The sequence below is a fragment of the Phyllobacterium sp. P5_D12 genome (assembly GCF_054049495.1).
In genome coordinates this window covers 1-21,124 of record NZ_JBFUMG010000029.1, presented here as the reverse complement: position 1 = coordinate 21,124, position 21,124 = coordinate 1, and the positions used below count along the sequence as shown (strand labels likewise).

The window sequence follows — 21,124 nt, the reverse complement described above, 5'->3', positions numbered from 1 at the left end:
ATATTTGCGCACCCTAATACTTAAGTGTTATTATTTCTGACACTAGTCGAAACCCTTGGGGCGTTGGGGGGTGTTCKACTGATTGTCGTCAGGATGGCGGATAAAATTAGTCGTGCCTTGCGCGCGGGTCTGACAACGTTCTTTTTTTCCTTGTTTATTTTCATCTCTGCGGAACCGGGCGTCGCACAACAGGCCAGGTCACGAGCGGAATTCTGACAGCCCCCGGCACACAGCCCAGTCCTTGGGATGTGGGATATTTTCTTGATGTAGGCAGCGATCTTATCGGCGGGATCGATGGCGAAGGTTCACTGGTCATTCGTGATGGTGGCGTCGCGTTTCTTTCGCGTAACGATCTGATTATAACTCGATTCACGACGGATGTCGGGAGCAATACGGCCTCTGTTGGCACCGTTCTCGTGACAGGAGCGGGATCGTCGTTCGACTATGGCCATCAGATGGTAATCGGCGGAGCGGGATCTGGGTCTCTTGTCATTGAGAATGGTGCAAGAGTCTTCGATGCCGGCGCAGATTTAAATGGGAACCCAGCAGCGACGGCGATCGGGTCAGAAGCCGGGGGCTCGGGAACCGTCCGCGTTGACGGCACCGGTTCTCTCTGGGAGGCCGGCGCGCGATTAAGCGTCGGTGTTCGAGGCGCAGGTTCGCTGGATATCATTGGAGGCGGACGTGTATCGACCGATACGGTCGTCGCTGTAGCGCGATTTCCCGAGGCCAATGGCACAGTCACCATCCGGAGTGTGAATTCAGTGCTTGATCCCGGGCGTTTCCTGTTCGTCGGCCTCGGCGGTACCGGTTCGCTCTCGGTGCTAGACGGCGCCTCTGTCCGGAGCCTCGATAGGATTGATATTGGCGGTGGGGCTGGGGTACCGGCACAGGGTATCCCGGCTGGCTCAGGGACCGGCATTGTCAATGTCGCCGGCACAGGGGCTGCGCTTTCTGCCGCATCGGAACTGACCATTGGAAATTCCGGTACCGGAACATTGAACCTTGGTAGCGGCGGTACAGTTGCAAGCCCAGTCATAAGCATCGCTTCCGAACCTGGTTCGTCAGGAACGCTCAACGTTCTAGGCGGAACTTTGCAAACAGATAGCATCGCTTTCGGCGCAGGCAGCGGCACGTTCAATCTCGATCCCTCGACGGACTATAATCTTACTGCTCGCATGAGTGGGCCGGGCGCATTCAATGTGCTTTCAGGCAACGTGATTCAGACGGGAGACAGCAGCGGCTTTACTGGTAATTCAAATCTCGTGGGCGGCAATCTTGTTGTGAATGGCACACTCGGCGGGATCATTAGTGTCCAGGAAACCGGGTTGTTGGGTGGAATCGGCACCGTAGGCTCCACGTCAATTAACGATGGTGGTCTCCTGGCTCCGGGCAATTCCATCGGTACGCTGCACGTCAATGGTAATCTTAGCTTCAGCCAAGGGGCGACTTATCAGGTCGAAGTCGATCCGGCTGGCAGCAGCGACAGGACATTGGTCTCCGGAAATGCAACGCTGGGCGGCGCACATGTGGATGTCATCGCTTCAGCCGGCAGTTGGCGTATCGGTACGGCCTATACTATCCTAACGGCTACGGGCGGATTGAACGGCAGCGAGTTCGGCGGCGTGACATCGAACCTCCAGTTCCTCGATCCCGTCCTGACCTATGATCCAAGCAACGCCATACTGGTCCTGCGCCGCAACGACATCGACTTTGCCGAAATCGCGAAGACACCCAACCAACGCCGTGCCGCAAAATCCATCGACGATTTCACCGCGCTGGATCCAATCCCGGACGACAATCCCCTCATCGGAAAATTGCTGGGATTGGACAGGGCGACCGCACCGCTGACGATCGCCCAGCTTCCCGGCGAAATCCACGCGTCCCTCATAAGCACGCTGTTGGATGACAGCCATTTCATCCGGGATGCGGCCAACAACCGGCTACGCGCTGCATTCGAGGCGGTCGCGGCGCCGTCCTTTCCGGTTCTGGCTTATGGGCCAGACGGTGTCGAGCCCCAGGCAGCGGCAGTCGATCACTTCACCGTTTGGGGGCAAGGTTTCGGGTCGTGGGCCAATTGGAACGGCAATGACCAAGTACCTGCTCTCGATCGGTCCGTAGGTGGCTTTCTCATTGGTGGCGACGTGCCGTTCGGTGAGAGCGTCCGCGTCGGAGCGTTGGCTGGTTACAGCCGCACCAGCGTCGACGAACCGGGCCTGGGTGCTTCAGCCGATGTCGATAATTATCATCTGGGTATCTATGGCGGTGCCGAGTTTGGGACTCTCGACCTGCGCTCAGGTGCAAGCTACACGTGGCATGCCATCGACACCAATCGTCTGGTCCAGTTCACAGGATCCCAGGAACGTCTGTCTGCCAGCTACGATGGTGGAACGGCACAGGTCTTTGGCGAATTGAGCTATGGAGTTCAGGTCAAAAGCATTGCTCTCGAGCCCTTCGCAAATCTGTCCTATGCCAATCTGCATGTTGACAGTTTCGTTGAAAAGGGTGGTTCGGCTGCGTTAACCGGTGCTTCGTCGGACACCGATGTGACATTCACCACGCTGGGATTGCGCGCCTCAAAGCAATTGTTGTTCGGCGATGCCAGGGCGACGTTTCGTGGCATGGCAGGCTGGCGGCATGCCTACGGCGATGTCACGCCGTTATCGTCGCTTGCATTTGCCGGTATGGATAGCTTCGAGATATCGGCATTGCCGATCGCTCGGGATGCTGCGCTGGTCGAGTTGGGTTTTGACATTGATCTTGCGACGGCCACCACATTTGGCTTCTCTTATCGTGGGCAGATTGCCAGCGAAGTGCAGGACCATGGTGTCAGAGCCGATCTGACAGTGCKATTCTAGCACCGAGAATTGTGGCACGGATTGATGCTTTCGTTTACAAGGGGAGCGCGTCGCTTCCATCTTCCCATCGAGGACCGCAACAATTGTTCATCCTGCGATTTCTTGGCTTGATCCTCCTTATAATTTTGACGCTTATTGGCTTTCTGTGGGGAGGGTTTGCACTCTGGTATCAATTGCCGTTTGGCATTGCCGGTAACATTGGTTGCCTGTTGCTCTGGGCGGCGATCGCTTTCGCCGTCCTTTGGCTAGAGTTCAAGGGCCGTGCCTGGCGCGCACTCATCGTGCTGGTTCCGGTCATGATTGGCCTCGGTTATTGGTGGAGCACCATTAAACCGTCACTGAATCGTATTTGGGCCGATGATGTTGCGCAGACCGTCACCGGCTCACTCAACGGCAACTTTGTAACGCTATCTAACATTCGCAACTTTGAGTGGCGTACGCCGGCTGACTACACACCGCGCTGGGAAGTTCGGACTTATGATCTTCAAGATCTGGATTCCGTCGATCTGTTTTTGTCCTATTGGTCGAACCCCGCTATCGCTCACACGCTTGTCAGCTTCGGCTTCAACAATGGCGATCATGTTGTTTTCTCCGCAGAGATACGCAAGGAGCGTCATGAAACGTTCTCCGAAATCGGAGGGTTTTTCAAGGAATTCGAACTGGCGATGATTGCCGCAGACGAGCGCGATATCATTCGATTGCGAACCGATGTCCGCAAGGAAGATGTTTATCGCTACCGCATCAATCTCAAGCCGGAGATGCGGCAGGCACTCTTTCTGTCCTATATCGACAACGCCAACCATTTGGCGACCACAGCAAAATTCTATAATACGATAACGGCCAATTGCACGACGGTCATTTTCGACATGGTCCGCGCTATAACTCCGGAACTGCCGCTAGATTACCGGGTCATTCTGTCAGGTTATTTGCCCGGCTATCTTTATGATATCGGCGCCATCGACCATCATGGACCATTGGACGCGACGATAAGATCAGCTTCGATCAACCAGCGGGCTCAGGATGCCGGCTCAGACCCGGATTTTTCTGCGAAAATCAGAGTAGAAAACTAGACTCTTTTGGTGCGGAAGAATTCCTTGAGCATGATTTCCGCTTCCTGTTCTTGAAAGCCTGAATATACCTCCGGTGCGTGGTGGCAGGTCGGCTGAGCAAAAAACCGCGCACCGTTTTCCACGCTGCCGCCTTTGATGTCCTGTGCGCCGTAGTAGAGCCGCCTTATGCGGGCGAAAGAAATTGCCGCCGCACACATGGTGCAGGGCTCCAACGTCACGTAGAGATCGCAACCTGTGAGGCGTTCGTCATCAAGGATCTGACAGGCTTCGCGGATGACAAGGATTTCCGCATGTGCTGTTGGATCGTTGAGCTCGCGCGTGCGATTGCCCGCCTGTGCCACGATTGTCCCATCCTTGACCAGGACCGCACCGATCGGCACCTCGCTGCGCGCCGCGGCGTCATACGCTTCGGCCAGAGCCACACTCATTGGATCAGTTTTTTGGTTCACGCGGCGCTCATCGTCCAGAATTTACTCGCAAGAAAACCTCATAGCTGTTAGTGAGCGCTGCTGAAAGGCAAACATTCCATGACAAGTTCAAATGATGACGGGAAGGGCGGCAAACGTCCCTTTGAAAAGCGCAGCTTCGACAAGCGAGGCAATGATGGCGATCGCGCCAGAGGCCCACGCAAGTTCGATGGCGCCGCTCCCGCCAAACGCGGAGTCGACCAGCGCAAACCCTCGCGTGACGAAGCACCGGCCGAAGAAGGCGAGCGTATTGCCAAGCGCTTGGCACGCGCGGGCATAGCTTCTCGGCGCGAGGCCGAAACGATGATCGCTGCGGGCCGCGTTTCGGTCAATGGCAAGCGGCTCGAAAGCCCGGCCATCAATGTCATGCCTGCTGATCGCATCGAAGTCGATGGCAAGCCTTTGCCGCAAAAGGAACGCACGCGTCTTTGGCTCTACCACAAGCCCGCGGGACTTGTGACGACCAACCGTGATCCGGAAGGGCGCCAGACTGTCTTTGAATCCTTGCCAAAGGATATGCCGCGCGTCCTTTCCGTCGGTCGACTCGATATCAACACGGAAGGCTTGCTGCTTCTCACCAATGATGGCGGCCTATCCCGCGCTCTTGAATTGCCGTCCACCGGCTGGCTCCGCCGCTATCGTGTTCGTGCTCATGGTAGCATTACCCAGGAAAAGCTCGATACGCTCAAGGATGGCATTGCAGTCGATGGCGTCTTCTACGGCGCGATCGAAGCGACCCTGGAACGTGAACAGGGCTCGAACGTCTGGATCATGGTTGGCTTGCGCGAAGGTAAAAACCGTGAAGTCAAAAATGTACTTGGCGCACTTGGACTTTCAGTCAACCGGCTGATCCGCATTTCCTACGGACCGTTCCAGCTCAGCGACCTGCCGGAAGGCTCGGTACGCGAAATGAATGGCCGAACCTTGCGCGACCAGCTTGGGGAACGGCTGATCGAGGACTCGGGTGCCGATTTCGAGGCACCGATAATCAACGTGTTCTCAAATGATGCGGTGAAGGGTGAGGCGGTCCAGCAGCCAAGCGAGCGTCCGGAGCGTCGCTCATCCGAGTGGATTTCCAGCGCTCCCGTCGCCAAAGCKCGTGGGCCGCGTAAATCGAAGGACGAGAAGCGTGAGGAGTCCCTCTCACGCTGGACGACGGATCGTAATGAGCGGCCGGCAGTGCCTCGCAGCGGTCGTGAGGATCGCCCGGCACGCGCGCCAGGCGAAGACGATCGAAAGCCGCGCGCCCAACACGGCGTGTCATCGAAAGCTGATCGGGAGCGCAAGGAAGACGAAGCCGGAGCTCCGCGCAAGTCTCGCGGCGCCAATGTCTGGATGGCGCCTGGTGCGCGTCCGATGGGCAAGGCGAGGGCGAAGGCCGTGGCAGCACGAGAAGAGCGAAACCGTTCGGACAGTCCGCGTGCCGACAAGCCGAAGCGTTTCGGCGAAGGCTCCGCCCGGCCCGCCGGTGATCGTCCTGTCGGTGATCGCCCCACCGGCGGTCGTTCGTCAGCTGGTTATGCCGGCGACAAGCCACGCAGTTTTTCTCCACGCTCCCCACGAAGCGAAGGCGACAGCGCCGAACGACCGAAGCGCGCATTTAGCGCGGCAAGGCCGGAAGGATCGAGGGACGGACCTCGTCCGGATCGCCCGCCGCGCGTCGGCAAGCGGGAGCGTGCCGAATTGAAGGAGCGGGAAGCGAGGGGTGAGCGTCCGGCTCAGGGTGATCGCCCAGCGCGTTCCGAACGTCCATACGGGGCAAGTGGCAAGCCGACGCGATCGGCCGGCCGTCAGGATGGCAAAAGCGGAGACCGGCCATATGGCGGGCCCAAAGGTCCACCGAGAGGCCGGACCGGTGGCGGCGCAAGTCGTCCTCCGCGTGGCGACAAACCCAAATCCTAGGACCTGAAGCCATGCGAATTGTCGGTGGCAAATTTCGCGGGCGTGCCTTGGCGACGCCCGCCTCCAACGCAATACGGCCGACGACTGACCGTACGCGCGAAAGCCTTTTCAATATTCTGGTGCACAACTATCCGGAAAAGTTTGAATCGACGCGCGTACTCGACCTTTTCGCCGGGACTGGCGCACTGGGCCTGGAGGCATTGTCACGCGGCGCTCGCTATGGTGTGTTCATTGAAGAATCGACGGAAGGGCGCGGACTGATCCGCACCAACGTCGAGGCATTCGGTCTGCTCGGTAACACCAAGATATTCCGCCGTGATGCGACGAAACTTGGCGACGCAGGCACCATCGAGCCATTTGATCTGGTCTTTGCCGATCCCCCCTATGGGAGAGGCCTCGGCGAGATGGCATTCAAATCCGCACTTGACGGCGGTTGGCTCAATCCAGACACACTTCTAGTGCTTGAGGAAGAGGCTGAAGCGATGGTCGAGCTCGATCCGCGATTTGTCGTGGTTGAAGAACGTCCATACGGCGGAACGGTTATACGGCTTGTCACATTGAAGTCGTAAAGACCGCGATTGTATCGCTTTTTGTGAAACAGAACTGGATCGATCTGTATGTCCTTCGTTTTAAGCCGCGCCCTTGCGGTATTTGTCCTGGTCGGCGCATCGACCCTTGCGGCTGTTTCCTTCGTTCCAGCGCGTGCAGATACGGTTCCGCAAACCGCGAAGGCGATCGAGACAACCAATAAAGATGACGTTTCGTCGTTCCATCTGGACAACGGACTCGAAGTCGTCGTGATTCCGGATCATCGCGCGCCTGTCGTCACCCACATGATGTGGTACCACGTCGGTTCCGCAGATGAAGAACCCGGCAAATCTGGCATCGCACATTTCTTTGAACACCTTATGTTCAAAGCCACCAAGACCTATCCAGCTGGTGAATTTTCCCGCAAGGTTGCCGAGATCGGTGGACAGGAAAACGCTTTTACCTCTTACGACTACACTGCGTTCTATCAGCAGGTCGCCCCATCGGCTCTCGAAATGGTCATGACCTATGAGGCCGACCGCATGGAAAACCTCATTTTGAATGACGATGTGGTCAAGACCGAACGCGACGTCGTGCTTGAGGAGCGCCGCTCGCGGACCGACAGCAACCCTTCAGCTTTGCTTGCGGAAGAGGTCAATGCAACGCTCTACCAGAACCATCCCTACCGGATGCCGGTAATTGGTTGGCTGCACGAAATGCAGCAGCTGAATCTCAAGGACGCGCTCGCATTTTACGTCAAATATTACACCCCGAATAACGCGACGCTTGTCGTCTCGGGTGATGTCGATCTGGCTACGGTGAAGGCGCTTGCGGAAAAGACTTATGGCAAGGTTCCGCGCCGGGCAGAGCCCGGAAAACGCGAGCGTCCCCAGGAGCCGGAGCAGAATACCAAGCGTACTGTCTCATTGGCCGASCCGCGGGTCTCGCAGCCGAGTTTCCAGAAGATGTGGCTTGCTCCTTCCTATACCAGTGCCAAACCGGGGGAAGCTGAAGCCTTGGATCTCCTAAGCGAAATTTTGGGTGGATCCAACCGCAGCCGCATCTACCAATCACTGGTCATCACCGACGGAACTGCTGCAAGCGCCGGCGCGTATTATCAAGGCGGGTCGCTGGATACCGGCAGTTTCGGTGTCTACGGTTCGCCGCGCGGTACAGCGACCCTGACCGAAGTTGAAGCTGGTATTGACGCTCAGATCGCCAGAATCATCAAGGATGGCGTAACGGAAGATGAACTTGAGAAGGCGCGCAATCGTTTTCTGAAAAGCGTGATTTTCGCCCGTGACAGTCAGGCTGGCATGGCGCGAATCTATGGCTCGACGCTCTCGACTGGACAAACCATTCAGGACATCCAGGAATGGCCAGACCGCATCCGTGCGGTAAAGGTTCAGGATATCCAGACTGTGGCGCAGCGCTATCTTGTCGATAGCCGCTCTGTCACGAGCTATCTCATGCCCGAGGACGGCAAACCTGATCAGAAATCGGACAACGAGCCCGCAGAAGCACAACAACCAGAAGCGCCTGCAGAAGGGGCCGTCCAATGACCGCGCCAATCATGAAGCGATTTGCCGCCCTGTTTTTCCTGATCCTGTTTTCTGCTGCTCCGAGTTATGCAGTCGAAATAAAGGAAGTTGTCTCGCCGAAAGGCATCAAGGCCTGGCTGGTGCAGGACGATTTCGTCCCGCTGATTTCCATGCGCTTTTCGTTCAAGGGCGGATCGACACAGGATCCTAACGGCAAGGAAGGTCTTGCCAATTTGATGACCGGCCTCTTCGATGAAGGCGCCGGGGATCTCGATTCGGAAACTTTTCAGGAGAAGCTTGACGACGTCGGCGCCGAGATGGGCTTCAACGCCGACGATGACGACGTTACGGGATCCATTCGTATGCTCGCCGAGAAGCGGGATCAAGCCGTTGATCTTTTGACACTGGCGGTCAACACGCCTCGTTTCGATCAAGCCCCGATTGACCGGATTCGTCAGCAGATTGTTGCAGGGATCAAGTCGTCTGAACGCGATCCCAACACGATCGCCGGACGTAAATTCGCAGAAGTGCTTTATGGCGATCATCCCTATGGGCGTCGTTCAGAAGGCACTGAAGCGAGCCTGAATTCGATCACCCATGATGATCTGGCAACCTTTCACAAACGCAATTTCGCCCGCGATAATCTGATCGTTGCAGTGGTCGGTTCGATCAGTCCGGAAGAGTTAAGTCCGCTGCTTGACAAGGTATTCGGCGACCTTCCTGAGAAAGCTGAACTCGAGACTATCAGTGAAGCCAAGCTTGCGTTTGGTCAAATTACGCGCGTCGATTTCGCTCTGCCGCAGACATCGATTTCCATGGTTTATCCCGGTGTTCGTCGTCAGGATCCAGATTTCTTTCCCGCCTACATCATGAACCATATTCTCGGCGGAGGCACATTCTCTTCCCGTATTTACAACGAGGTGCGCGAAAAGCGCGGTCTTGCTTATTCGGCGGGGTCGAATCTCGTTACCCGCGATCATATGGCGGCGCTGATGGTGAACACGGCCACCCGGGCTGATCGCGCCAACGAAACCCTACAGATCTTGAAAACCGAGATCGCCAAGATGGCCAAGGACGGCCCGACGGAAGACGAACTTGTCGAGGCCAAGAAATACCTTGTCGGATCCTATGCCGTGAACAATCTCGACTCGTCGTCGGCTGTCGCCAGTACGCTTATCGGCTTGCAGGACGAAAATCTGGGCCGGGACTATATCGACAAGCGCGCCGAGCTGATCAATGCTGTTACGCTCGATCAGGTGAAAGCCGCGGCCAAAAAATTGCTTGAAACGGATCCGGCTATTCTCATCGTCGGATCGCCACAATCCTGAGAAGGATGGGAGCGCCATGATCGCTCGCGATCTGCAAGAGATGGATGAGCGGAGCGGCGCGGGTAGTCCCACCGACATGCCGACTTTCGCCATTGCATTTGGCGGCGGTGGGGCGAGGGGGCTCGCTCATATCAATGTCATCGAGGCCCTGGACGAGCTTGGCATACGGCCGACGGCAATATCCGGTTCCTCCATAGGTGCAATCATGGGCGCTGGCATGGCGGCAGGCATGTCCGGCCGTGACATTCGCGAGTACGCGATCGCCACCTTGTCGCGGCGCGCTGAAATTGCGGCACGGCTGTGGCGTATGCGTCCTGCCAGTTTTGGCGAAATGTTGGGCGGTGGTATCCGCTTCAGCCAGTTCAATATCGAAAAGGTGCTCAAGAGTTTTCTTCCCGATCGTATCCCGGACACGTTCGAAGAATTGACTATTCCACTGAGCGTAACCGCCACCGACTTCTACGGTCAAAGAGAGGTACCGATCGCCGAGGGTGATCTCTATAGCGCCATCGCCGCTTCAGCAGCCATACCGGCATTGTTCCGCCCCGTACTTCGGGACGATTGCATTCTCATCGATGGCGGCATCTACAACCCTGTTCCGTTCGATCACCTGAAGGACAAGGCGCAGTTCGTGATCGCTATCGATGTCGTTGGTGGACCGGAAGGCGATCTCGGCAAGTTTCCGTCGTCCATTGATGCGATGTTCGGCGCCAGTCAGCTGATGATGCAGTCGATCATCGCGACACGCCTGCGTACCGATCCGCCGGCAATTTTCCTCCGCCCAAACGTCGCACGCTTCGGTGTTCTCGACTTTCTCCGCGTCGAGCAGGTATTGCGCGATTCGGCGGGCATCAAGGAAGATTTGAAACGCGCGGTCGATGCCGCCTCCTATGTCGAGCATCGCGAACTGGAGTGAATACTCCTACTCAGCCGGAGTGGCGTCGGGCTCCATTTCTTCATCAGGAACCGTATCGATACGCTTGGCTTCGCGCGTCGGCTTGATCAGAGGTTCTGGTGTTACCGGTCGCGTCAACAACAGATCGTTGCCGGCTGTCAGGCCTTCCGACGCCTGGATATGCAGCCGGTCCTCATCGCGCCGCCTGATATCTTCCATGATTTCATGGGCGAGTTCTTCACTAACCCCGAGTTCTTCCAGCGTGCGGCGGCCAAACACCAGGCCGGACTCCAGGGTCTCGCGTAGCTCGTAGTGAACCCCGCGCGCTCGTAGCTTCAACGTGTGAACGCGGTCATACGAACGGACGAACAGCTTGATATCCGGATAGTTCGCCTGGATCATTTCAACGATTTGATCCGTCGTTTCTTTTATGTGCGTGCAGACGGCAACGATCTTGGCTTGCCGTATTCCTGCAGCTTCCAGAACTTCCTTGCGCGTGCCATCACCGAAATAAATGCGGAATCCAAATCGTCCTGCCGCGCGTATCCGATCTGCGGACGCGTCGATCACAGTCACATCGCTCCCGCCAGCAAGCAGAATTTGCGCCGCGATCTGGCCGTAGCGCGAAAAACCGATCATCATCACATCCGCACCCGCTCCATCGAAGTCCTCGTCGATCTCGTCTTGCGCATTCGTATTGGCTAGAAACTTGTTTCCAAGCGCGACGGATAACGGCATGACGGCCATCGAAAGCGTTACGACGGCCACCAGTTCTGAGGCTGTGGACACACTCATCAAGCCAGATGCAGCGGCGGCGGAAAACAATACGAAGCCGAACTCGCCGCCTTGCGGTAGAAAGAAAGCAATCCGGATTGCATCGTTGTGATCGGAGCGAAAGAGCCGTGCCAGCAGATAGACGACGAGCGCCTTGATCGCCATGAAGACCGGTACTGCAAGCAGGATTGCCAGCCAGTCGGAGAGAATGACATCGAGATCCAGCGAGAGCCCGACTGCCATGAAGAACAGGCCGAGAAACACACCGCGAAATGGTTCAATATCGGCTTCGAGCTCATGCCGGTAGGAAGACTCCGCCAAAAGAACGCCGGCGATGAAGGCGCCCATGGCCATCGATAACCCGGCGAACTGCATCAGAACAGCTGCACCGAGCACGACGAATAGCGCCGCGGCAATCATGACTTCGCGCGCGCCCGTATTGGCAATGAAGCGAAACAGGGGGTTGAGGAGATAGCGTCCGACTGCGACGATTGCACCAATGCAGATGACCGCGATGAGAAACTGGCCGAGCGGATCCGCCTCGTGCTGGGCAGAGCCAGGCGCAAGGACAGGAATCATCGCCAGCAAGGGAACGATGGCCAAGTCCTGAAACAACAGGATGGCGAACGAAGTCTGACCGTGCTGCGTGGCTGTTTCGCCGCGCTCCTCCAATATCTGCATGGCGAATGCTGTCGAAGACAGTGCCAGACCAAACCCGGTCACAACTGCCGCCTGCCACATCATCAAGTTGAATGCGAGGATCATCCCGGTAAGCACAGCACCCGTTACGATGACCTGCGCGGCACCAAGGCCGAAAATCGCATGGCGCAATGTCCAGAGACGCGAGGGCTTCAATTCGAGACCGATGACGAAAAGCAGGAACACGACGCCGAGTTCGGAGAAATGCAGGACCTGTTCGCCGTCGGTAATGAGATTGGCCAGAGGTCCGATCAGTAGGCCAGCAGCGAGATATCCGAGAACCGTGCCGAGCCCAAGACGCTTGAACAGCGGCGCCGCAATTATTGCCCCCGCGAGAAGTGCCAGTGCCTGAAAATAGAGGTTGCCGCTTTGCGAGAGCATATATTTGTGACCTCGGCTGTGAGATTGTTGCGTTAGCTTGCCTTGATAGACCCCAATTTGCACCATATAGGAAGGAATGCATCTGACTTTCGTCAGATAAGTCCTTGCATCCTATCATGCAATCAACGTTAGAGACGAAAATGACCGAGCCGGTAAATTCCCGCGAATTCGTAGACAATGCGGCGGCACTTGTGGAAGCTGCAAAGCGTGCGGGGGCTGATGCCGCCGATGCGGTTGTCGTACGTTCGCGCTCGACGAGCGTGACTGTTCGGCTCGGAAAAGTCGAATCGACGGAATCCTCGGAAAGCGACGAGTTTTCATTGCGCGTATTCGTCGGACGCAAGGTTGCGAGTGTTTCGGCCAATGCCGGCGTTGATCCGAAAGTTTTGGCGGAGCGCGCCGTCGCCATGGCCAAAGTTTCACCGGACGACGCATTCGAAGGGCTCGCGGCCCCCGAAAATCTCGTGCGCAACATCCGTGACCTCGATCTTTATGATTCGACGATAGTCGACGCAGCGCAATTGACCGAGGCAGCTTTGGCCGCGGAAGAAGCAGCTCTTGCTGTCGAAGGCGTTACCAATTCGGGTGGCGGATCGGCGTCGGCGGGAATGGGTGGGCTTGTGCTTGTTACGTCTGGCGGCTTTGCCGGGCAGTACATGGGTTCGCGCTTTTCGCGCTCGGTAAGTGCCATTGCCGGAAGCGGCACTGCCATGGAACGCGACTATGATTTTTCGTCGCGTATCTATTTCGAGGCTTTGGAAGATGCTGAAGCCATTGGTCGCTCTGCCGGCGAGCGTGCTGTCAAGCGCCTTGATGCACGTCAGGCAAAGACCGGCCGCGTTAACGTCGTCTTCGATCCGCGCGTTGCCCGCGGCATTGCCAGTCACATCGCCAGTGCGATCAATGGGGCATCGGTTGCGCGCAAGACCAGTTTTCTCAAGGATCGCATGGGGATGAAAATTCTCTCGGACGCGATTAATGTCACCGACGATCCATTGCGGGTTCGCGGCCCTTCCTCACGTCCCTTCGATGGCGAAGGGATGGAGGGCGTGCCGCTCAACATGATTGAGAATGGTGTACTCAGGCATTGGTTCCTGTCGACCTCGACAGCCAAGGAATTGAGCTTGACCACAAATGGCCGGGGTGTGCGTTCTGGTTCGACGGTTGTCCCATCTTCGACCAACTTCGCTATAGAACCCGGAGACAAGACACCCGAAGAAATCATCCGTTCTGTCGGGACGGGCTTCTACGTTACAGAGCTGTTCGGCCATGGCGTGGATATGGTCACCGGTGAGTACAGTCGAGGTGCTTCGGGATTCTGGATCGAGAACGGCGAACTTGCTTACCCGGTGAGCGAAGTCACCATCGCCTCCAACCTGAAAGAGATGTTTCTCAATCTGGTTGCCGCCAACGATATTGATCGTAATTTCGGTGTTGCCAGCCCGACTCTCCTGATCGAAGGCATGACTCTTGCCGGCAAATAAACAAAACCGCGAAGATCTCGAACTGATACGTGAGGCTGCAGAGGGAGCAGGTCGAATAGCGCTCTCGTATTTTAAGCAAGCGCCGCAAATCTGGATGAAGACAGGCAATTCGCCGGTCACGGAGGCAGACCTTGCTGCAGACAAGTATCTGAAGGACATGTTGCTGACGGCCCGGCCCGACTATGGCTGGATATCGGAAGAGACCCTCGATGAACGGGTAGCCTCACCGAGACAACGGTTCTTTGTGGTCGATCCGATCGATGGAACTCGAGCGTTTATCGAAGGGCAGGATGTCTGGTGTGTCAGCGTTGCCGTCATTGAAAATGGGCGGCCTGTCGCGGGTGTGCTCGACTGTCCTGCGCGCGAGGAAATATTCACGGCATTGCCGGGTTTCGGCGCGGAGCAAAATGGCAGTGCTATTCGCGTTCAGGCCGAGAACCAGCCATTCAAGATAGCGGGTCCTGGTGCGTTTTTGAAAAGACTGCCCGAGCGTTTCCTTTCCTCCATCGAACATGCTCCTTATGTGGCCTCGCTGGCCTATCGGATCGCCATGGTGGCGCGTGGCGATATTGCTGGAACTTTTGTGCGCCCCAACTCGCATGACTGGGATTTGGCTGCGGCGGACCTCATCCTTTCGGAGGCGGGCGGCAATGTCTTGACAGCCGATGGCAAGCCGCTCACTTACGGCTTACGCAACACCAGCACCGGCGATTACCGGCATGAGGCGCTCGTCGCAGCCAGCGGTCTACTAATGGATAACATGTTGGCCGTTGTCGCCGAAACCGCCTTCGGATAAACAGGCAGTAACTTCAATTCGATCATTTGGATGGRCAACCATGAGCGAAAACACATCAGATCAAAAGCAACTGCTTCATCTCGTCTTTGGCGGCGAGCTGAAGAAACTGGGCGGTGTTGAATTTCGCGATCTCGACAAGCTCGATATTGTCGGCATCTACCCAAATTTCGAAACCGCACAGCGCGCGTGGAAATCCAAAGCACAGCAGACGGTCGATAATGCACACATGCGCTATTTTATCGTACACATGCATAAGTTGCTGGATCCAGTCACAGGCAAGGCGGACTGATCGCTGGTGCGGTCCCGACCTATCGGCATGAGTGAACACATCCCAGTGGCAACCAAGTCTCCCCGGCGAAAAAGCGGGATGCTGAAACGTTTTTGGCGAAGGGTACGTGGCCCCTTGGCAAACTCGCCGATGGTCCGCTCGATGATCGCTTTTCTGATCACGCAGTTTTTCCGGCTGGTCAATGCTACCAACCCGAGGCTTCCCGGTTCCTCCGATCTTGAGGAAATGAAACGCGGTGGCGAACCTTTCATCGCGGTTGCCTGGCACGGCCAGCACCTGATGGCGCCATTCCTCATGCCGCGTGGTGTTCGCTTTGTTGCCATGTTCTCGAAAAGCAAGGACGCTGAACTCAATGCACGCGTCGCTGAACGCTTTGGCGTCGAGATCGTACGCGGGTCCGGCGGGAGAGATCGGGCTAGGGGGACGGTAAAAGGTGGTGCGCGCGCCTTGCTCGCCTTGAAAAAAGCCCTCAAGGACGGTAAGACCGCTGCCATGATTGCTGATATCCCGCACGGGACGCCGCGTGAATCCGGAATTGGCGTCGTCCTTCTTGCCAAGCTGTCTGGCCGTCCAATTCTTCCGATTTGCTACCTGACGTCCAAACGAAAAGTCTTGGAGAAGAGCTGGGACAAGACCACCATTCCCTTGCCCTTTGGCAAGTCGGGGCTGATTATTGGCGACCCTATTTTCGTGCCGGAGGATGCCGACGATGCAATGCTTGAAGCCAAACGTGTCGAATTGACCAACAGTTTGAATGCGAACACCGTTCGAGTGCATGAGTTGGTGGATGGTAGGGTATGAGTGAACGTTGGGCTCGATTTGTCCTGAGCACCTATCGATGGGTCGGTGCAGCAGCCTTCCCGATCGTTGGCGCCTATGTGGCTTTCCGCGCGAGCAAAGGCAAGGAAGAGCGCGGCCGTCATGGTGAGCGCTACGGCAATGCGAGCGTTGCCCGCCCTTCGGGTCCACTCATTTGGGTTCATGCGGCCAGTGTCGGGGAGACGTCGGCTGTCACACCGCTTGTGGAAGCAATTATTGACACAGGCATCCATGTGGTTCTGACGACGGGCACCGTCACATCTGCGAAGATGGTGCAGGAACGCCTCGGCGACCGCGTCATTCATCAGTATGTTCCGCTCGACCTGAAGCCTGCAGTCGATCGTTTTCTAACCCACTGGCAGCCAGATCTCGCAGTCATCTGCGAATCCGAAATCTGGCCGATGACGATCCTCGAACTCGGGACGCGCCGGGTCCCGCAAGTTCTGGTCAACGGCCGTTTGTCGGATCGCTCTTTCGCATCGTGGCACAGGCGCGCGTCAATCGCCGAAGCCTTGTTCGAAAACCTTGCGCATGTCGTCGCCCAATCCGAAGTCGATGGCGAACGGTTCCGCGCGCTTGGTGCAAGACCGGTGACAGTTTCGGGCAATTTGAAGGTCGACACGGCCGTGCCGCCGGTAAACAACGCAGAGCTTGCTTCGCTTCAGCGCATGATCGGACCGCGCAAGATATGGGCAGCCATTTCAACCCACCAGGGCGAAGAGGCGGTCGTCGCGCAGGTCCACCATATGCTGAAGGCCAGGCATCGCGACTTGCTGACCATCATCGTTCCCCGCCATCCGGATCGTGCAGCGCAGATTGCAGCCGAGATTGAGAAGTTGGGCATGAAGGTCGCGCTGCGTAGCCGCGGTGACCAGATTGAGCCCGATACCGACATTTATCTTGGCGATACCATAGGCGACATGGGACTTTATCTGCGGCTGACGGAAATCGCTTTTGTCGGCCGCTCGTTGACAGCCCAAGGCGGGCAAAACCCTCTTGAACCTGCCATGCTGAAGTCCGCTATTCTTTCCGGGCGAAATGTCCAGAATTTCCGCGATTCCTATCAGCGTCTGATCAAAAATGGCGGCGCCAAGCTTGTGCGCGACAAAGACATGCTGGCTGGCGCGGTGAATTATCTTTTCAACAACCCCGCAGAACGCCAAATCATGATTGATGCCGGGTTGAAGACGGTCGAAGACATGCGCGGTTCGTTGACCCGCACCATGACAGCGCTTGAGCCTTTTATTCAGCCGCTGGTTCTTCAGGCACGTCTGAGCAATCGCGAAGGCGGCTGGAAATGACGAGTGAGGCGCCTCCGTTCTGGTGGGAGAAACCGGACTGGCGCGCTCGGGCTCTGAGCCCTCTTTCAAAAATATATGGAATGGTTGCCGGACGGCGTATTCGGCGGGCCAAACCGCCAGCCATACCTGTACCTGTACTGTGCATCGGCAACTTTACCCTGGGCGGAGCAGGCAAAACGCCGACATCAATAGCGTTTGCACAGGCGGCGACTGCAGCGGGTCTCAAGCCAGGCATTGTTTCGCGTGGCTATGGCGGCGCGTTCTCCGGTCTGCACCGCGTTGATCTGGACCACGACAGTGCCCGCCATGTCGGCGACGAGCCAATGCTGCTCGCGCGGCACGCACCGGTGGTCGTGTGCACAGACCGCGTTGCCGGTGCGAAGTCCCTGCAGGACGCGGGATGCGACTTCATCATCATGGACGATGGCTTCCAGAGCGCCCGTCTTCACTTCGACTATGCTCTGCTCGTCGTCGATGCCGGACGTGGTGTCGGCAATGGCCACGTCTTCCCGGGTGGCCCCTTGCGCGCGCCCTTGATCGACCAGTTGGTTCGTACCGACGCGTTGCTGAAGATCGGCACAGCCAACGGCGCTGACAAATTGGTCCGGAACGCTGCGCGTGCGGCGAAGCCCGTTTACGAGGCCGTCCTCAAACCCAAAGCATTGGAAGGGATAGCAGATAAACCGTTACTCGCTTTTGCGGGCATTGGCGATCCATCCAAATTCTTCAGGACGCTTGAAGAGGCGGGTGCCAAGGTCGAGCAAACAAGATCGTTCCCCGACCATCATCCCTATAAGGACGAAGACGTTGCCGATCTTGTAAGGGACGCCGGCAAGGACGGTCTTACCTTGATTACAACGGCAAAAGACCAGGTGCGGTTGCTGGACGGTAGCCCGGCCGTGAAACAGTTCGTGTCGCGGGTCCTGGTTCTGGAGGTGGAGCTCGTCTTCAGTCCTCCTCAGACTGCGTTACGCATCATTCGGGAAACGCGAGATCGCGCCAGGGTGCGTTCTCTTAAACGCTCATAACCGCCCGCGGAAATTCCGGATCCTCGGTGGTGCTTCACGCATGGGTATATCGAGATTGTGTCCGGTCGTCTGGCTGAAGTTGCGGTCATTCGAGAAAAGAATGGTGCCTCCACGCCGAATTTCGACGGAAAGCGCAACGCGCGGCACCGATCCACTCGCTGGAATCTCGATTTCATATGCCACGGGGAAATAGCCGTTGCGGTTGAGTGTGAAACTCGTCCCGCCGATCTTGGGCATGTGGGAGGAATTCCCTCCTGTGGCGTCATAGGCATTGATGTATACGACGGAACTTGCCGTAAGCCACGTATAGGGAGAACCTCGCAGATAGCCGCGTATGGTTTTCGTTGGTCCGCTATAGGCCGGCTCGCGGCTGGCGCTATCTGTGGTGCAGCCGCTTGCCAGCGTAGCGGCAGCAAGAAGCGAAAGTAGTACCGCGCGCCTCGAGCGCATCTCAGGCCTTGCTGCGTTGACGCAGAGCGGGGTTCATCTCGATCTCGCGCTCCAATGAAATCCGTGCGTCGGCGTAGGCTTCCTGCCTCGCGACGCTCCAATACTTCAGTTCGTCAAGCGGGATCTTTTCGGAGGTAATGGAACACAAGACGTAGGAGCCCGGCGACAGGACCTGGAAATCACCGTCGAGATAGCGGATTTTGGCTTCGCGCGAGCCAGGGCCTTCAAATCTGTTCATAAATGCGTTCCGGTTTTATCAATTCATTTCATTTAGGCGCCCGTGGTCGTGCCGGTCAAGACTCACCTGCGGCCAAACAAGCGCTCAATGTCTGTCAACTTCAATTCAATATAGGTGGGGCGGCCGTGATTACAGGTACCGGAGCCTGGAGTTTCCTCCATCTGGCGCAGCAGGGCATTCATTTCGTCGGGTTTCAAGCGTCGTCCGGCGCGAACAGAGCCATGGCACGCCATGGTTGCAGCGACGTGATCAAGAATGGCTTTGAGACCGTCCGACGTATCGTGTTCGGCAATTTCATCAGCGAGATCGCGGATCAGTTTCTGCGTATCGATTTCTCCCAGCATGGAGGGCGTTTCACGCACGGCGATCGCACCTGGCCCGAAAGATTCAATACCAAGGCCGAAGCGCGCCAGCGTCTCCGCGTGGGCTACAAGCCGCCCGACATCTTCTTCCGGCAAATCGACGATTTCGGGGATGAGCAGCATCTGCGCTGGGAGGGGCTTCGAATGGAGCGCGTTTTTCAGTGCCTCATAGACCAGCCGCTCGTGGGCCGCATGCTGGTCGACAATGACCAGACTGTCTTCTGTCTGTGAGACGATATAATTGGCATGGATCTGCGCTCTTGCAGCCCCAAGCGGCGCTGATAGCAGCTCCTGTGGAGCCTCAGCCATCCCAGCCCGTGTGTCTGCGGCAAGCGCCGTTGCACCATCGTAAAGGAAGGCCTGAACCGTTTCCGCAAAACCCTCTCCACCATGCAGTGCGGCTGGCTCCGTTGCGAATGGGCGATAGGGCGATTGTTGGGCATTGTAGTTCTGATTGACCGCAGCTGCGCTCTGCCAGCGCTGTGCTGGCCGGATTGGTTCCATACCGCCACGCCGGAATGAATTCAGCATCGCCTCGGCGCCGCTGGTCGCGGCGCGGATGCCGGATTGGCCGAGTGCTTCGCGAATGGCCCCGACGATCAACCCCCGCACCAGCCCAGGATCGCGGAAGCGTACATCGGCTTTGGCCGGATGCACATTGACGTCAACAAGAGCCGGATCAAGATTGAGGAAAAGCACGACGACTGGATGCCGGTCGCGCGAAATCACATCGGCATAGGCGCCGCGCATGGCACCCCAGATTTGCTTGTCGCGGACGGGGCGTCCGTTCACATAGGCGAATTGCTGCAGGCTGTTGGCGCGATTGAATGCAGGAATGCCAGCGAAGCCGGATAGGCGCACACCGTCGCGCATTGCATCGATAGCAATGGCGTTTTCGGGAAACTCCTTGCCGAGCACCTGCGAAATACGCTCCAGCATACCCGCCGATCCCGTGCCGGTTGCGGCAAGGTCCAAAGGTGTGCGGTCGCTTCCGGCAATTGAAAAGCGGATATGCGGAAAAGCGATGGCGACGCGCTTGACCACATCGCTTATGGCGGTAGCTTCGGCACGGTCTGTCTTCATGAACTTCAGTCGTGCCGGCGTCGCAAAAAACAGATCACGCACTTCTGCAATCGTTCCGCCATTCATTGGCGTCGGGCGCGGCCCCTCCAGGCGTCCGCSGTGAACGTTGACTTCAAATCCGGAATCCGCCTCGGCTATCCGCGATTTCATTGAAAGCCGCGATACCGAGCCGATCGATGGCAATGCTTCACCGCGAAAGCCGAGTGCGCGTATGTCATGGACATCATCGGTTAGCTTTGAAGTACAGTGACGCGCAACGGCGAGAGTTAGCTCGTCAGACGGAATACCCGATCCATTATCGCTGACGCGGATCAAATTCTTACCGCCGCCCGCGGTAACGATATCGATTCGCGTCGCGCCGGCATCGATTGCATTCTCGACGAGTTCTTTCACTACGCTCGCCGGGCGTTCGATGACTTCGCCCGCGGCGATCTGGTTTATGATTGTTTCGGTCAGCTGCTTGATAGCCATCGAAAACCTATACTGGATTCGTCCTTCGACGGAAATCCGGCGGGTTGGCTGTCCTCAGGAAACATTTGGACATTCATCTGGCTTTGGACACAAATTTGATGATAGGTCTTTTCCACAATTAAGGAGGAAACTCAAATGGCCAATTCGAAGCCGTCCTTTGTCTGGACTGATCCCTTTCTCTTGGAAGATCAATTGACCGAAGACGAGCGGATGATCCGCGACAGCGCCCGTGCCTTCGCGCAAAGCGAGCTGCTGCCCCGTATCGAAGAGGCCTATCTGGAGGAGAAGACCGATCCTGACCTTTTCAGGCTGATGGGCGATTCCGGCCTTCTCGGTGTCACCTTGCCTGAGGAATACGGC

Annotated in this window: 19 protein-coding genes; 14 read left to right on the top strand and 5 right to left on the bottom strand. The window is 57.1% G+C overall.

Annotated features, from left to right (window positions below; genetic code table 11):
* Positions 1-248 precede the first annotated feature (248 nt).
* Together ACXJ5O_RS04145 and ACXJ5O_RS04140 are read left to right on the top strand one after the other, a co-directional pair.
* Positions 249-2,858: an autotransporter outer membrane beta-barrel domain-containing protein gene (locus ACXJ5O_RS04145; RefSeq protein ID WP_457298782.1), complete on the top strand. Its 2,610-nt coding sequence runs from the start codon at positions 249-251 to the stop codon at positions 2,856-2,858.
* An 83-nt stretch (positions 2,859-2,941) separates the two neighbouring features.
* On the top strand, positions 2,942-3,928 hold the full coding sequence (locus ACXJ5O_RS04140) for an Lnb N-terminal periplasmic domain-containing protein (RefSeq protein WP_457298781.1): 987 nt from the start codon (positions 2,942-2,944) through the stop codon (positions 3,926-3,928).
* Here ACXJ5O_RS04140 and ACXJ5O_RS04135 read toward each other — a convergent pair.
* Positions 3,925-4,356, bottom strand: a complete 432-nt coding sequence (locus ACXJ5O_RS04135) for a nucleoside deaminase (RefSeq protein WP_457298784.1) — start codon at positions 4,354-4,356, stop codon at positions 3,925-3,927. The genes ACXJ5O_RS04140 and ACXJ5O_RS04135 overlap by 4 nt on opposite strands.
* Positions 4,357-4,455: 99 nt before the next feature.
* Here ACXJ5O_RS04135 and ACXJ5O_RS04130 point away from each other — a divergent pair, with 99 nt between their 5' ends.
* The 5 genes from ACXJ5O_RS04130 to ACXJ5O_RS04110 are packed head-to-tail and all read left to right on the top strand — an operon-like array spanning position 4,456 to position 10,610.
* A complete protein-coding gene (locus tag ACXJ5O_RS04130) occupies positions 4,456-6,297 on the top strand; it encodes a pseudouridine synthase (RefSeq protein ID WP_457298780.1) in 1,842 nt (613 codons plus the stop codon).
* An 11-nt stretch (positions 6,298-6,308) separates the two neighbouring features.
* Entirely contained in the window at positions 6,309-6,866 is a 558-nt protein-coding gene (gene rsmD / locus ACXJ5O_RS04125; RefSeq protein ID WP_457298779.1) for a 16S rRNA (guanine(966)-N(2))-methyltransferase RsmD, read from the top strand.
* Positions 6,867-6,914: 48 nt separating this feature from the next.
* Positions 6,915-8,387 carry a M16 family metallopeptidase gene (locus ACXJ5O_RS04120; RefSeq protein ID WP_457298778.1) on the top strand — a complete coding sequence of 491 codons (1,473 nt, stop codon included), beginning with the start codon at positions 6,915-6,917 and terminating at the stop codon, positions 8,385-8,387.
* Positions 8,384-9,694, top strand: a complete 1,311-nt coding sequence (locus ACXJ5O_RS04115) for a M16 family metallopeptidase (protein WP_457298777.1) — start codon at positions 8,384-8,386, stop codon at positions 9,692-9,694. Before ACXJ5O_RS04120 ends, ACXJ5O_RS04115 begins: the two co-directional genes overlap by 4 nt.
* 40 nt (positions 9,695-9,734) lie before the next feature.
* Positions 9,735-10,610 carry a patatin-like phospholipase family protein gene (locus ACXJ5O_RS04110; protein WP_457298783.1) on the top strand — a complete coding sequence of 292 codons (876 nt, stop codon included), beginning with the start codon at positions 9,735-9,737 and terminating at the stop codon, positions 10,608-10,610.
* Between the two features lie 6 nt (positions 10,611-10,616).
* On the opposite strand, the gene ACXJ5O_RS04105 is transcribed toward ACXJ5O_RS04110, so the two are convergent.
* Positions 10,617-12,443, bottom strand: a complete 1,827-nt coding sequence (locus tag ACXJ5O_RS04105) for a monovalent cation:proton antiporter-2 (CPA2) family protein (RefSeq protein WP_457298776.1) — start codon at positions 12,441-12,443, stop codon at positions 10,617-10,619.
* A gap of 140 nt (positions 12,444-12,583) precedes the next feature.
* Here ACXJ5O_RS04105 and ACXJ5O_RS04100 point away from each other — a divergent pair, with 140 nt between their 5' ends.
* The 6 genes from ACXJ5O_RS04100 to lpxK are packed head-to-tail and all read left to right on the top strand — an operon-like array spanning position 12,584 to position 18,160.
* Positions 12,584-13,927, top strand: a complete 1,344-nt coding sequence (locus tag ACXJ5O_RS04100; protein ID WP_457298775.1) for a TldD/PmbA family protein — start codon at positions 12,584-12,586, stop codon at positions 13,925-13,927.
* Positions 13,914-14,723: a 3'(2'),5'-bisphosphate nucleotidase CysQ gene (locus tag ACXJ5O_RS04095; RefSeq protein ID WP_457298774.1), complete on the top strand. Its 810-nt coding sequence runs from the start codon at positions 13,914-13,916 to the stop codon at positions 14,721-14,723. Before ACXJ5O_RS04100 ends, ACXJ5O_RS04095 begins: the two co-directional genes overlap by 14 nt.
* Positions 14,724-14,763: 40 nt before the next feature.
* Positions 14,764-15,012, top strand: a complete 249-nt coding sequence (locus tag ACXJ5O_RS04090; RefSeq protein ID WP_114428334.1) for a DUF4170 domain-containing protein — start codon at positions 14,764-14,766, stop codon at positions 15,010-15,012.
* A 27-nt stretch (positions 15,013-15,039) separates the two neighbouring features.
* Positions 15,040-15,813 (top strand): lysophospholipid acyltransferase family protein, encoded by a 774-nt coding sequence (locus ACXJ5O_RS04085; protein ID WP_457298773.1) that lies wholly within the window; start codon positions 15,040-15,042, stop codon positions 15,811-15,813.
* Positions 15,810-17,132: a lipid IV(A) 3-deoxy-D-manno-octulosonic acid transferase gene (gene waaA / locus ACXJ5O_RS04080; RefSeq protein ID WP_114428336.1), complete on the top strand. Its 1,323-nt coding sequence runs from the start codon at positions 15,810-15,812 to the stop codon at positions 17,130-17,132. Before ACXJ5O_RS04085 ends, waaA begins: the two co-directional genes overlap by 4 nt.
* Positions 17,129-18,160 (top strand): tetraacyldisaccharide 4'-kinase, encoded by a 1,032-nt coding sequence (gene lpxK, locus ACXJ5O_RS04075; protein ID WP_457298772.1) that lies wholly within the window; start codon positions 17,129-17,131, stop codon positions 18,158-18,160. Before waaA ends, lpxK begins: the two co-directional genes overlap by 4 nt.
* On the opposite strand, the gene ACXJ5O_RS04070 is transcribed toward lpxK, so the two are convergent.
* From ACXJ5O_RS04070 to mutL, 3 genes are all read right to left on the bottom strand, one after another.
* Positions 18,155-18,610 (bottom strand): hypothetical protein, encoded by a 456-nt coding sequence (locus tag ACXJ5O_RS04070; protein ID WP_457298771.1) that lies wholly within the window; start codon positions 18,608-18,610, stop codon positions 18,155-18,157. The two genes, lpxK and ACXJ5O_RS04070, sit on opposite strands and share 6 nt — an antisense overlap.
* Position 18,611: 1 nt before the next feature.
* Positions 18,612-18,848 (bottom strand): DUF2093 domain-containing protein, encoded by a 237-nt coding sequence (locus ACXJ5O_RS04065; RefSeq protein WP_457298770.1) that lies wholly within the window; start codon positions 18,846-18,848, stop codon positions 18,612-18,614.
* 62 nt (positions 18,849-18,910) lie between these two features.
* Entirely contained in the window at positions 18,911-20,764 is a 1,854-nt protein-coding gene (gene mutL / locus ACXJ5O_RS04060) for a DNA mismatch repair endonuclease MutL (RefSeq protein ID WP_457298769.1), read from the bottom strand.
* A 135-nt stretch (positions 20,765-20,899) separates the two neighbouring features.
* Here mutL and ACXJ5O_RS04055 point away from each other — a divergent pair.
* Positions 20,900-21,124: acyl-CoA dehydrogenase family protein (locus ACXJ5O_RS04055; RefSeq protein WP_457298768.1), on the top strand; the 225-nt coding region annotated here is incomplete at its 3' end.